We start from the raw sequence: 11,736 nt of genomic DNA, 5'->3' as shown, positions 1-11,736 counted from the left end.
GTTATTTCTTAGGAATTTTCTTGTCCAGCGTCTTCGCCAGTTTCTTCTTGGCAGATTCAATCTGCTGGATGCTGTTGTCGGGTAGCGCCAGGTTCTCCGGCATGGTGCCGCCCAGCTCGGCAATGGTTTTGCGCACCTTGCGCCCCACCTCAAAGTGCGTCTGGTTGGCATCACGTTTGCCACTCACTTGGTCGCGGCGCAGCTTCTCTTCGGTTTGTGTGGCGCGGAACAGGTTGGCCGCCAGCTCAGTGCTGCCCATGTGGTCCAAAATTTTTTGGCTGGTCTTGAGCCCCTTGCGGGCGTGAATATCTTTGTTGCCCAAGCCACCATACAGGCCTTTGTAGCCGTGGTCTTGGAAAATGGCGTAGTCCAGGGGCGTTTCCACCCCCGCGTCTTTGGCCGCAGCAGCCAATTGCTTGTTGTGGGTGGCCAGCTCGTTGCGAATGGCCAGGCGCTTTTCGTCTTCGTTCAGTTGCGCAAACTTGGCACCGTCGGCCAATTCCTGGCGGCGCGCCTGCGTAGCAAAGTAGGTCTGGCCGTTGGCAATCACGGGTTTGCTAGGGTCGCCGTTTTGCACCACCAGATAGCAGGCATAACGGGATAGCCGCACATCGGGCAGTTCACGCCGCGCACCCGAGCCAATTTCGACCATATCGAGGATGTCCTCGAAATGGTCTGCCTCGGGCTGGCCACTGTTGCGGCAGGCCTCCCGCGCGCGCTCCACCACAGGCAAGAAGTGCCGGTATTCCGAATAGTCCAACACCTTGGCTAGGGGCCGCGCCAGCCAAAATTCATTGCCATCGGCATCCACATGGCGAATGCCTTCAAAGGTAGCGTGGTGCAGCTTGGCAATGCGGCTATTGGCCATGGTGGTCCCTCTGTGAGGTAAAGGCTTGGGAAAGGATACGACCGGGAAGGGCGTTGATTTCTCGCAATTGCACCAATGTTGCTTGACGTGCCTTTTCAACTTCATCCATTTGGTCCTTCAACGTGGCAGCAATTGCCCGCTGCTCCTTCAAAGGAGGGGAAATTAAGGGGAACGCCCCCAATACCTGTTGATTGATAGATGCAATGCCTGTCGTTTTCTTCGCATTAGCAAGAAAGTAGGCTTTTCCATATGGAGACCCAACCTGCAACGAAACAAAATCCGGGTCATACAAGTCGAGGGGTAATCGCACTCGAAAAATGTGGTTCTGGTGTATGCACACCGGCAATTGCTCCCGCCAGCAAGTCCCCCGTCCCAACTTGTCCAAATCCCCGCCTTCGGTGAGTAGCAGGTCACCATCGCGCAACGTCCATTTTTCGATTTCCCGCCGGGTTGCAAGCACAGTTTTTACGCTCTGCAGCGCAAGGCGTCCGTCTTGCACATTCGCTACCCGGAGGTAGGGCACTTCCAGCAATTCAATTTCCTTGGTCTTTCGACCGAGCGTAATTCCTGCCGCTATGTCAGCTGCGTCGCGTAACGCGACTAAAGGCCAATTACTCATATCCCGAACAACCTTGTCTTAGCTTCACGTATCACCGACCCCGGCGCACCCAACCCACGCAGGGCATTCAAGCCACCCGCCACCTTGATCTCCGGCACCTCCCACAGGTTGGGGCTTTCCAGCGCATCGGTGCCGCCCTGCGCAAACTGTTGACCCAAGCCCTTGAGCACGGTGGCGGCGTTGTTGGCCATGCCGTCAAACCAGCTTTGGTTGGTGGTGATAAACAGTGCGCCGCGCTCGGGGCGCTTCAGGGCGCGGGCGTGGTAGCCGTATTTGCCAAAAAAGTCGTACAGGTCAAAGTCGTTCATCTGGTCCATTTCGCGGATTACATCCGGGCTGAAGTTGTCGCCCAGCAAGTGGCTGATGAGTTGCTGGCGCTTTTGCTGCTCGATCCACAGCGCGCGGAATTCGTCCAGGCTATGCGCCTCGGACACCACGCGCTGAATCACCTCGCGGCGGTATTCGTCAATGGGGATCAGTGTGTCGCGGCCATCGCGCAGCACCGGGATAAAGCGGCCTTCCGGGTTGATGGTCACAAAGTCGCCACGCATTTCCGCGACCTTGGGGCCGTCTCCGTCATCATCTTCGTCGTCACCGCCGCCCCCTCCGCTACCACTGCCTCCGCTACCGGGTTTGGGTGGCTTGGTGATGAAGTCGGTGCCAAACAGCAGCGACACATCGGTGTAGTCGTATAGCCAGAACTTGTACTTCTGGGTTTCCTCATGGATGCGCGTTCCGCGCCCCAGCATCTGGTAAAACTTGATGGGCGACTGCAGGTAGCGAAAGAACACCACGGCATTCAGCCGCTCAATGTCCACCCCTGCCTCCAGCAGGTCCACGGTGCAGGCGATGAAGGCGCGCTCGCCAGAGCCGCGCAGGGGCTCGATCATGTCGGAGCCATTGTTGGCGCCGCCCATGCATTTGAAGGCGTAGTGGTCTTTGGGCGTTTGGCCCTGCTCTTTGCACCAGCGGGTGTACAGGTTGTTCATCTGCATGGCCACGCGGTCGGCATGGATCTCGCGGGTGCAGAAGATGATGACTTTTTGCTCTGGCCCACCGTTGCCGCACAAGAGCTGAAACAGGTCTTCGCACATCTTGGGCGTGCGCAGCTCTATGAACAGTTCGTCGTCAAAGTCTTTGCCGGTGTACTCGCTCTTGGTCAGGTCTTCTTCGGTCAAGAGCTTGCCGGTGCGGATGTCTTTGACACCGGCCTTGAGAATTTCTTTTTTGGTGAACACACGCTTATCGATGCTGGCCTTGCGCCGCACGACTTCGCAGGCGGCCAGATAACCGTCTTCTTGCGCTTGAATGAGTGTGTACTCATACACCGGCTCACCAAAGTATTGGCGGTTGTTGGCGGTGATGACGAAGTCTTGTTTCGCTTCTTCGCTGGAGTTCTTGGATTCGTCCAGCCTGCGCGGGGTGGCGGTCAGCCCGATGTGGATGGCGTTGGGGTTGCGCGTCAGCACCTCGGACCAGCGGCCCCAGGCAGAGCGGTGGCATTCGTCAATGATGATGACGCTGAAGGCGTCTGAGCCGTAGTGCTCGGTCAGAAAACTGGCAAAGCCGTCGGCGTCATCTTCGTCCGCGTCGTCGTCTAAGCCCAGCGTTTGGTAGGTGGCAATGTGGATACGGGCATTGGCAGCCGCGTTGACTCCGCGTTCGGTTTTGACGACGCGGGCGTTGTCGCCAAAGGCGGCCTTGAGTTTGTTGTAGGCCTGTGTGCGCAACTCATCTCGGTCGCACAAGAAAAGCGCTGGTTTGGCTAGCTGCCCGGCTTGGCTCAGGCGCCACAGCAGGTTGGTGGCAATGATGGTTTTGCCTGCGCCCGTGGCCAGTGTGAGCAGTACACGCGCTGGTTTGCCCGCCTGGCGATCCAGCAGAATTTTCTCGAAGGCGGCGCGAATGGCGGCGTCTTGGTAGTAGCGGCTTTGTGCCCAGGCGGGGCTGTCTGCCTGAAACAGCATGGCAGCTTCAGGCCGGGTGATATCAATGCCGCGATCTTGCGCATAGCGCGCGCGCAGGTCTGGGTGGTGCGGGAAGTCAGCGAACAGGTCAGGGCCTTTTTGCAGGCTGGTGGTGAGGTCAAACTCGCCATACAAATGGCCGTTGGTAGAGAACACGTATTGCACATCAAAGCGTTCGCAATCTGCATAGCGCTTGGCCTGCTGCATGCCTTTGAGCGGGTCCTCGCCCTCCCTCTTGGCCTCCAGTACGGCCACAGGCAATGGCTTGGGCATGTCGCCCACTTGCACACACAGCAAGTAGTCGGTGCGACCCGGCCCCTTGCGGCGACGGCCTTTGGTGCCACTGGGCTCCACCGCCGCTGGCGTGAGTATGGTTTCCAGCGTGATGTGGTCCCGGCTAACGTAGCCTTTAGCGCGAAGCTGCGGATCGATCAAGTGGTAGCGGGTATCCGCTTCATTCATGCTCACAACTTTTGCCCTCCCAAACGAAACCCCTGCGCTGCTATGCGAATCACAAAAATAGACCCTGATGCTCCCGGCAATACTGCAACCCGCCAAATCGCTTGGCGTTGTTCCAGCAGAATTTGCCCTCTGGGAAGCTGATCTTCTCACGGCAGTGGGCGCAGACGAGCTTCTTGGCCAGTGAGGCGTCAGCCTCAGCAGGCGCAACCGCCGCCGGCTCGGCCTTGGGCACTGGCGCTGCGAGTTTAGGTGTCTGCGCCGCCTGCACAAGATGCTGCTTGGGCTGCATAAAGTCTGGCAGCGCCAGAAGGTCTGCCGCGCGATGCTGGCGCTTGAGCTTTTCGCCCCATTCTTTGATGGTGTCCGGGCTGCGCATATTGAAGAGCGCCTTGAACAAGCCACCCGTGCTGGTGCCTTCCACCAGCTTTTCATGCCAGGCGGGGAACTGGTCTGCCTTGATGAAAAAACTGGTGTCAAAGGCCTTGGGGTCGGGGCGCTGAATGGTGGCCTGGGGGTGCATCATGACCACGTTGTGGAACTCGGGCAGCTTGTCGGTGCGGGTGCTGATCTCCAGCCGCTCCAGCAGCTTGCCCAGAATGCGCGCGTGGCGGCGGCTCTGCTCGTAAGGGGATGGGATGCCGTAGCGGTCTTGGCCATAACGCACGGTGAATTCGCCATGGGCGTTGACTTCCAGGTCACCCGAATAGTTTTTGGTTTCAATCAGCACCATGTAGCCGGTGCGATTGATGACCAGGTGGTCGATCTGGGCCACTTCCTCGTCCAGCTTAAAACGCAGGTCGTGCAAGAGCACATTGTTTTGGCCGTCTTTGTAGTGGCCGTCCAGGTAAAACGCTGCGGCTTGCTCGCCTTTGATGCCTGCCCGCAGGTTGCGCAGCTCGGTGCGCAGCCAGTCTTTCTGGCGGACGTCCAGCAGGGTGGACTTTTGCAGGTCTTCCAGAAGCGCCAGGCGCTTGGTTTTGTCGTCGGCTGATTTGAGCAGCATGCTCCCCTCCCTGTGAATCGCGTGTTGGGCCGTTGGCACGGTCTCTGGGGCACTACTGTAGCGGGTGTTGGGGTGGCCCTTTGGCTTATAGCCAAATTGGCGTTTCAGGCCGTGGATGTTGCGCAAGCAGCTATCAAACTCATAGCGATTTGCGCCGCCCACGGGTGCACTAGCGCTTCATGCGTACGCCCAGCAGACCTTAGTCTGCGCTGTGGCGGCGCAGGTACTCTTGGGCGATGGGGGGCAGCGCGGCGGGAATGATGCCCAGTGCCGCCAGCCCCGGGTGCTGGCCGGTGGCCACGTTGGGGGTGCGCATGGAGTCGAGGTTGTCGCGGCTCATCAGCGGTTCGCCGGGCAGGCATTCCATGGCCAGGGCTTGCAGGCGGCCCATCCACTGCGGCAGCCCGATGACGGGGCGGCCGCGGCCTTCGTTCACTCCGCTGAGCTGCCCGGCCAGTTGCACCAGCTGGCGCAGGGTGTAGACATTGGGGCCACAGACCTCCACCACGCCGCCGGGGGCGGTGGGCGCCACGCTGCGCACCACGGCGTCGGCCACGTCTTGCACCCAGACGGGCTGGAAGCGGGCATCGGCCCCAGCCAGCGGTACCACGGGGGCGATGGTCTGCAGGCGGGCAAACAGGTTCAAGAATTTGTCTTCTGCCCCAAAGATGACGCTGGGGCGCAGCAGCGTGAGCTGCCAGGGGGCGGACGCTGCGGCCTGCTGCAGCGCGGCTTCGCCACGGCTTTTGCTGCGCAGGTAGTCCGAGGGGGCGGCGTCAGGGTGCTGCGCATCGGCACCCAGCGCGCTGATGTGCACCAGCTGGCGCACCTGGGCGGCGCTGCAGGCGTGAGCCAGGGCCTTGGGCAGCGCCACGTGCACGGCGTCAAAGCGGGCGGCGTTGCCGTGCAGCACGGCCACCAGGTTCACCACGGCGTGGTGCCCCTGCACGGCGCGCGCCAGGGCGGCGGGGTCGTGCACATCCATCTCCAGCACGGTGAGGCTGGGCAGGTGCAGGATGTGGCGGGCGTTTTTGCGTCTGCGCGTGGGCACGGTGACATGCCAGCCAGCGCGCACGAGTTTTTCGCACACATGGGCACCCACAAAGCCGGTGCCGCCCAATACCAAAATAGTGTTCATGCCCGCAATCTACCGCGTTGTGGCGCGGCCATGCCGGTTGGGGGGCTTTGGACAGGCGCCCTACACCACCACGGGCTCCGACTCCAGCAAGATGCCAAAGCGTTCGTACACGCTGGTCTGGATGGCTTTGGCCAGGGTCATCACCTCGCCGCCGGTGGCGCCTTCGCCGTTCACCCCGGCACCGCGGTTCACCAGCACCAGGGCCTGCTTCTCGTACACACCGGCCTGGCCCACGCTTTTGCCTTTCCAGCCGCAAGCGTCGATCAGCCAGCCAGCGGCCAGCTTGACCGAGCCGTCGTGCAGCGGGTAGTGCACCACCTTGGGCTCGCGGGCGATGATGTCGGCGCATTGCTCGGGGGTGACGGTGGGGTTTTTGAAGAAGCTGCCCGCGTTGCCAATGACGTTGGGGTCGGGCAGCTTGGCGCGGCGCACCTCGCACACCCAGTTGTAAATCTGGCGCGCCGTGGGCTGGGTGATGCCGGACTCGGCCATCTTGCGTTCCAGGTCGGCGTAGCCCAGCACGGGCTTCCAGGCTTTGGGCAGGGCAAACCGCACGCGCAATATCAGCGCGCGGTCTTTCAGACCCAGGGCCTGGTGGCTGCTGCCATCGGCCTTGCTGGCGTGTTTGAACACCGAGTCGCGGTAGCCAAAGGCGCATTGGGCCGCGTTCAGGGTGAAGACCTGGCCGGTCTGCAGGTCGATGGCGTCCAGCGATTCAAAACGGTCTTGCAACTCCACGCCGTAGGCGCCCACGTTTTGCACGGGCGATGCGCCCACTGTGCCGGGGATGAGGGCCATGTTTTCCAGGCCGGGGTAGCCTTGGTCCAGCGTCCAGGTCACAAAGTCGTGCCAGTTTTCGCCGGCCCCCGCCTCCACCACCCAGTGTTTGTCGGTCTCGGCCACCAGGCGGCGGCCGGGTACTTCGACCTTCAGCACCAGGGGTTTCACGTCCCCGGTCAGGACAATATTGCTGCCGCCCCCCAGCACAAAGGTGGGCGCGCCTGCCCAGGCAGGATCGGCCAGCAGGGCTTGCACGTCGGCCTCGCTGGTGACGCGCGCCAGGGCGTGGGCCTTGGCCACGATGCGAAAGGTGTTGAAGGCCTGCAGGGGAACATTTTTCTCGACTACCATGTCAAGATTGTCGCACCGGGGCTCCGTCGCCCTGGGCAGGCCCACGGCGCGGGCCACCCTGGTTTATTGCGCACCCCGGAGCCGTGCAGGGGTGCTTTCTCTCTAGTGAATACAAAAAATGCCTTCTTTTGATACCGTCTGCGAAGCCAACCTGGTCAAGGTGAAAAACGGGGTGGAAAACACCGCCAAGGAAATCGCCACCCGCTTCGACTTCAAGGGCACGTCCGCCAAGATCGAGATCAAGGACAAGGAAATCACCCTGATTGGGGATGCCGAGTTCCAGCTCGACCAGATCGAGGACGTGCTGCGCAACAAGCTCACCAAGCAGGAAGTGGATGTGCGCTTTCTGGACCGTGGCGATGTGCAAAAAATGGGCGGCGACAAGGTCAAGGTGGTGATCAAGGTGCGCAACGGCATTGAGGCCGAACTGGCCAAGAAGATCCAGCGCCTGATGAAGGACAGCAAACTGAAGGTGCAGGCCGCCATTCAGGAAGAAAAAGTGCGCATCACTGGCGCCAAGCGCGACGACCTGCAGGCCGCCATGGCGCTGATCCGCAAAGACGTGACCGACATTCCCCTGAGCTTCGACAACTTCCGCGACTAAGCCTATGAAAACCCTGTTCCTGGCCGCCGCCCTGCTGTTTGCCGCCCCGGCGTGGGCGCAATCGGTTGCGATCAACGGTACGCTGGGCAACAAGGCGCTGCTGATTGTGGACGGCGGTTTCCCCAAGGCCGTGGCCGTGGGCGAGGTGCACAAGGGCATCAAGGTGGTGGCGATTCAGGGCGAGCAAATCACCCTGGAGATGGGCGGCAAGCGCGTGTCCATGCGGGTGGGCGATGCCCCGGCCAGCGTGGGCAGCGGCGCGGGTGAGCAGCTCAGCGGCAACCGCGTGGTGCTGGCCGTGGGCCCCGGTGGACACTTTTTGACCGACGGCCAGATCAATGGCCGCGTAGTGCAATTCATGGTGGATACCGGTGCCACCACGGTGGCCATGAGTGTGGCCGATGCCAAACGCATCGGGCTCAATTACCAAAATGGCCAGGCTGTGCAAATGAGCACGGCCAATGGCGTGACCCAGGGCTGGCGCGTCACCCTGAACACCGTGCGCGTGGGCGATGTGATGGTGAGTGGCGTGGAGGCCGTGGTGTCCCCCGGCGGCATGCCCTATGTGCTGCTGGGCAACAGTTTTTTGAGTCGTTTCCAGATGACGCGCAACAACGACCAGATGGTGTTGGAGCGGCGCTTCTGATGCCAAAGGCCATGGACGTGCGCGACGAAAACGCCTACGAGGATCTGCTGGGCCAGTGGTCTGACCTGGAGAGCGGGCTAGGCATTATTTTGAGCAGCCCCAACAGTGCGCAGCAGTTTTCGCACCGGGTGCTGCAATACGACCGCTGGATGCAGGGCCTGCTGCAACGCGACCCGGATGTGGGCCTGTACCTGCTGTTCCAGCTGGCCAGCAATTCGCCGGTGGGGTACAGCGCTTCGCACGCGCTGGTGTGTGGTGTGTTGTGCCACCTGGTGGCCACCGAGCTGCGCCTGCCCCAAAAAGAGCGCAACAGCCTGGTGCATGCCGCGCTCACCATGAACATTGCCATGACGGCGCTGCAGGACGAGCTGGCAGGCCAGGCCGAAAAGCCCACGCCCGCGCAACAAGACGCCATCCGCGTCCACCCTATCAAGAGCGCGATGATGCTGGCCAACCTGGGCGTGGCCGACGATGACTGGCTGGACATCGTCTCCAGCCACCACGACGATGCGGTGGACAAGGACGACATGCGCACGGCGGCCCCCTCGGTGCGGCTGGCGCGCATTTTGAAAGTGGTGGACCGTTATGCGGCCATGATCAGCCCGCGCAAATCGCGTTCGGGCCGCAGCGCCATTGAATCGGCCCGCTCGGTGATGACACGGGTCACCAGTTCGGTGGACGAGATTGGCCAGGCCTTGGTGCGCGCCGTGGGCCTGTGCCCGCCCGGCACCTATGTGCGGCTGGACAACGACGAACTGGGCGTGGTGGTACGCCGCAGCGCCAAGAGCAACCAGCCCTTTGTGGTGGTGGTGGGCAAGCCCGGCGGCGAGCTGGAAAACAACCCGCGCCTGCACAGCACGGCAGAGGCCTACCCGCGCATCCGCTCGGCGCTGCCCTCATCCGCGGTGCGGGCGCCGCTTAACCACTTCTACATCTTGCAGCTGGGCAGCCAGGCGCTGGCCATGGCCTAGGCCACAGCAGCACCGCAGGTTCACGCCTTTTTCTGGCCCAGCTTGGACTCTTTGCCTTGCACCAGGCGGGAGATGTTTTCGGCATGGCGCCAGATCAGCAGCAGTGACATAACCGACATGGACAGCAGCACGCTTTTGTCCATGGCCCAGGCCACCTGGTTGCCAAACACGTAGTAGGCCGGGGCAAACAGCGCCGCCACCAATGAAGCCAGCGACGAGTAGCGGAAGAAGTAGGCGATGATGAGCCAGGTCAGCCCCACGGCCAGGCCCAGCCAGCCGCTCACGCCCACCAGCACGCCCAGCGCCGTGGCCACCCCCTTGCCACCCACGAACTTGAAAAACACAGGGTACAGGTGGCCCAGAAACGCAGCCAGCCCCACCAGCGCTACGGTACCCCCGCCCAAGCCATAGGGCTCGCCCCACCATGTCACGGCCATCACGGGCAGCCAGCCCTTGATGGCGTCAAGCAGCAGCGTGACCACGGCCGCAGCCTTGGAGCCGGAGCGCAGCACGTTGGTGGCGCCTGGGTTTTTGCTGCCGTAGGTGCGCGGGTCGTTGAGGCCCATCACACGGCTCACGATGACGGCGAACGACAAGGAGCCAATCAGGTAGGCGGCTACGGTGGCCAACAAGGGGTACAACACAGAATTCACTACAGGTTCTCCAATCACTCTTCCAGCGCGCACTGTACAGGCTTGGCGCCCAGCAGTTGCACACACACATTCGGCGCTATGCCCACCAGATACCCACGCCGCCCGCCATTGATGCAGATGCGGGGCAAGTCCAGAATGGTGGACTCGATGTAGACGGGCATGGTCTTGCGCGTACCAAAGGGCGAGGTGCCGCCCACCAGGTAGCCGCTGTGGCGGTTGGCCACCTCGGGGGCGCAGGGCTCGACCGACTTGGCGCCGATCTGCCGTGCCAGATTTTTGGTGGACACCTTGCGGTTGCCGTGCATCAGCACCACCAGGGGCTTCGCGTCCTGGTCTTGCATGATCAGCGTTTTGACCACGGTGAAGGGGTCAAAGCCCAGCACCGCCGCGCTGTGCTGCGCGCCGCCATGCTCCAGGTATTCGTAGGGGTGCTCGGTGAACGCCACCTTGTTCGCTTTGAGCAACTGGGTCGCGGGGGTTTCAGAGACGTGGTCTTTTTTGGCCATAAGGGCGTATTTTCATACGCCTTGCATCTCTGTTTCCGTCACACCGCCGGGTCGCGGATTTCCCAGCGCACTTCGTCGATCTTCTTGAGCAGCTCTTCGGGCAACACGGTGCCCAAGGCGTCGATGTTGGCATCGAGCTGCTCCAGTGTGCGCACACCAATGATGGTGCTGGCCACCTGCCACTTGGTGTAGCAGAAGGCCAGGGCCATCTGGCTGGGCGTGAAGCCGAATTCGCGGGCCAGCGCGTTATAGCGGCGCGCGGCCTTCAAGGCATCGGGGCGACCCCAGCGCTGCTTGCGGGTAGATTCGAACTTGCGCAGGCGCCAATCTTGCGAGACGTTGTCGCCGGTCAAACCTTCCTCGTCGTATTTGCCAGTCAGCAGGCCAAAGGCCAGCGGCGAATACGGCAGCAGCGACACGCCCAAGCGGTGCATGGTTTCGTCCAAGCCGTTTTCCACCGTGCGCGCCAACAGGCCGTAGTTGTTTTGGACGGTGGCAATGCGTGGCAGACCGTGCTGCTCCGCCAGGCGCACAAACTCGTGCACGCCATACGAGGTTTCATTCGACAGACCGATGGCGCGTACCTTGCCGGCCTTGACCAGCGTGTCCATGGCGCGCAGCTGCTCTTCAATGGCGCTGCCGCCCACGTTTTCGTTTTTGGGGTCGTAGTACATGCCGCCAAACATGGGCACGTGGCGCACGGGCCAGTGGATCTGGTAGAGGTCGATGACATCGATGTTCATGCGCTTCAAGCTGCCATCTGCCGCGGCCACGATGTCTTCGGCGGTGAGGTTGCTGCTGCCGTTGCGCACCCAGGGCATGCCGCGTGAGGGGCCCGCCACTTTGGTGGCGATGACCAGCTTTTCGCGCGCACCGGGGTTGGCCTTGATCCAGTTGCCGATGATTTTTTCGGTGAGGTTAAAGGTCTCGGCGCGCGGGGGCACGGAGTACATCTCGGCCGTGTCGATGAAGTTCACACCGCGCTCGAGCGAGCGGCTCAGGATGGCATGGGAAGTGGGCTCGTCCACCTGTTCACCAAAGGTCATGGTGCCCAGGCAGATGGGGGTGACGTGCAGATCGCTGCGGCCGAGTTGGATGGTTTTCATTGCAAAGCTGGGAGTAAAAAATGTGAGGGGTTCGCGGCAATGGGGCGATGGTAGCGCGGCAG

At 61.8% G+C, this 11,736-nt stretch carries 12 protein-coding genes; 3 read left to right on the top strand and 9 right to left on the bottom strand.

Annotated features, from left to right (window positions below; translation table 11 throughout):
• Position 1: 1 nt before the first annotated feature.
• The 6 genes from dinD to murB all read right to left on the bottom strand — a co-directional run bounded on the left by dinD (position 2) and on the right by murB (position 7,188).
• Positions 2–868, bottom strand: coding sequence for a DNA damage-inducible protein D (gene dinD, locus U5O12_RS12465; RefSeq protein WP_322578951.1), 867 nt, complete (start codon positions 866–868; stop codon positions 2–4).
• The gene (locus tag U5O12_RS12460) at positions 858–1,487 is read right to left on the bottom strand and encodes a restriction endonuclease subunit S (RefSeq protein WP_322578950.1); all 630 of its coding nucleotides are present in this window, start codon (positions 1,485–1,487) and stop codon (positions 858–860) included. The genes dinD and U5O12_RS12460 overlap by 11 nt, the downstream gene beginning before the upstream one ends.
• Positions 1,484–3,916, bottom strand: a complete 2,433-nt coding sequence (locus tag U5O12_RS12455; protein WP_322578949.1) for a DEAD/DEAH box helicase family protein — start codon at positions 3,914–3,916, stop codon at positions 1,484–1,486. Before U5O12_RS12455 ends, U5O12_RS12460 begins: the two co-directional genes overlap by 4 nt.
• A 49-nt stretch (positions 3,917–3,965) precedes the next feature.
• On the bottom strand, positions 3,966–4,919 hold the full coding sequence (locus U5O12_RS12450) for a nuclease-related domain-containing protein (protein ID WP_322578948.1): 954 nt from the start codon (positions 4,917–4,919) through the stop codon (positions 3,966–3,968).
• Between the two features lie 199 nt (positions 4,920–5,118).
• Complete coding sequence (locus tag U5O12_RS12445; RefSeq protein WP_322578947.1) at positions 5,119–6,057, bottom strand: complex I NDUFA9 subunit family protein; 939 nt, start codon at positions 6,055–6,057, stop codon at positions 5,119–5,121.
• 60 nt (positions 6,058–6,117) lie between these two features.
• Positions 6,118–7,188, bottom strand: a complete 1,071-nt coding sequence (gene murB, locus U5O12_RS12440) for a UDP-N-acetylmuramate dehydrogenase (protein ID WP_322578946.1) — start codon at positions 7,186–7,188, stop codon at positions 6,118–6,120.
• A gap of 118 nt (positions 7,189–7,306) precedes the next feature.
• Between murB and U5O12_RS12435 the strand changes: the two genes are divergently transcribed.
• From U5O12_RS12435 to U5O12_RS12425, 3 genes are read left to right on the top strand one after another with little or no spacing between them, the layout of a single operon-like run.
• Complete coding sequence (locus U5O12_RS12435) at positions 7,307–7,792, top strand: YajQ family cyclic di-GMP-binding protein (RefSeq protein WP_322578945.1); 486 nt, start codon at positions 7,307–7,309, stop codon at positions 7,790–7,792.
• 4 nt (positions 7,793–7,796) lie between these two features.
• On the top strand, positions 7,797–8,438 hold the full coding sequence (locus U5O12_RS12430) for a retropepsin-like aspartic protease family protein (protein ID WP_322578944.1): 642 nt from the start codon (positions 7,797–7,799) through the stop codon (positions 8,436–8,438).
• Positions 8,438–9,409 carry an HD-GYP domain-containing protein gene (locus U5O12_RS12425; RefSeq protein ID WP_322578943.1) on the top strand — a complete coding sequence of 324 codons (972 nt, stop codon included), beginning with the start codon at positions 8,438–8,440 and terminating at the stop codon, positions 9,407–9,409. The genes U5O12_RS12430 and U5O12_RS12425 overlap by 1 nt, the downstream gene beginning before the upstream one ends.
• Before the next feature lie 20 nt (positions 9,410–9,429).
• On the opposite strand, the gene plsY is transcribed toward U5O12_RS12425, so the two are convergent.
• The 3 genes from plsY to U5O12_RS12410 are packed head-to-tail and all read right to left on the bottom strand — an operon-like array spanning position 9,430 to position 11,674.
• Positions 9,430–10,062, bottom strand: a complete 633-nt coding sequence (plsY, locus tag U5O12_RS12420; protein WP_322578942.1) for a glycerol-3-phosphate 1-O-acyltransferase PlsY — start codon at positions 10,060–10,062, stop codon at positions 9,430–9,432.
• Between the two features lie 14 nt (positions 10,063–10,076).
• Positions 10,077–10,568, bottom strand: coding sequence for an aminoacyl-tRNA deacylase (locus U5O12_RS12415; protein ID WP_322578941.1), 492 nt, complete (start codon positions 10,566–10,568; stop codon positions 10,077–10,079).
• A gap of 38 nt (positions 10,569–10,606) precedes the next feature.
• Complete coding sequence (locus U5O12_RS12410) at positions 10,607–11,674, bottom strand: aldo/keto reductase (RefSeq protein ID WP_322578940.1); 1,068 nt, start codon at positions 11,672–11,674, stop codon at positions 10,607–10,609.
• Between the last annotated feature and the right edge of the window lie 62 nt (positions 11,675–11,736).

It is taken from the genome of Rhodoferax sp. (assembly GCF_034519335.1).
Taxonomy (GTDB): domain Bacteria; phylum Pseudomonadota; class Gammaproteobacteria; order Burkholderiales; family Burkholderiaceae_C; genus Allorhodoferax.
This window is presented reverse-complemented; position numbering and strand designations above follow the sequence as displayed.

Bases quoted from the DNA above. Each gene is read 5' to 3' on its own strand.
- dinD (WP_322578951.1), bottom strand. From the start codon at position 868: ATGGCCAATAGCCGCATTGCCAAGCTGCACCACGCTACCTTTGAAGGC.
- U5O12_RS12425 (WP_322578943.1), top strand. From the start codon at position 8,438: ATGCCAAAGGCCATGGACGTGCGCGACGAAAACGCCTACGAGGATCTG.
- U5O12_RS12445 (WP_322578947.1), bottom strand. From the start codon at position 6,057: ATGAACACTATTTTGGTATTGGGCGGCACCGGCTTTGTGGGTGCCCAT.
- U5O12_RS12455 (WP_322578949.1), bottom strand. From the start codon at position 3,916: ATGAATGAAGCGGATACCCGCTACCACTTGATCGATCCGCAGCTTCGC.
- murB (WP_322578946.1), bottom strand. From the start codon at position 7,188: ATGGTAGTCGAGAAAAATGTTCCCCTGCAGGCCTTCAACACCTTTCGC.
- U5O12_RS12460 (WP_322578950.1), bottom strand. From the start codon at position 1,487: ATGAGTAATTGGCCTTTAGTCGCGTTACGCGACGCAGCTGACATAGCG.
- U5O12_RS12410 (WP_322578940.1), bottom strand. From the start codon at position 11,674: ATGAAAACCATCCAACTCGGCCGCAGCGATCTGCACGTCACCCCCATC.
- U5O12_RS12430 (WP_322578944.1), top strand. From the start codon at position 7,797: ATGAAAACCCTGTTCCTGGCCGCCGCCCTGCTGTTTGCCGCCCCGGCG.
- U5O12_RS12450 (WP_322578948.1), bottom strand. From the start codon at position 4,919: ATGCTGCTCAAATCAGCCGACGACAAAACCAAGCGCCTGGCGCTTCTG.
- U5O12_RS12435 (WP_322578945.1), top strand. From the start codon at position 7,307: ATGCCTTCTTTTGATACCGTCTGCGAAGCCAACCTGGTCAAGGTGAAA.
- U5O12_RS12415 (WP_322578941.1), bottom strand. From the start codon at position 10,568: ATGGCCAAAAAAGACCACGTCTCTGAAACCCCCGCGACCCAGTTGCTC.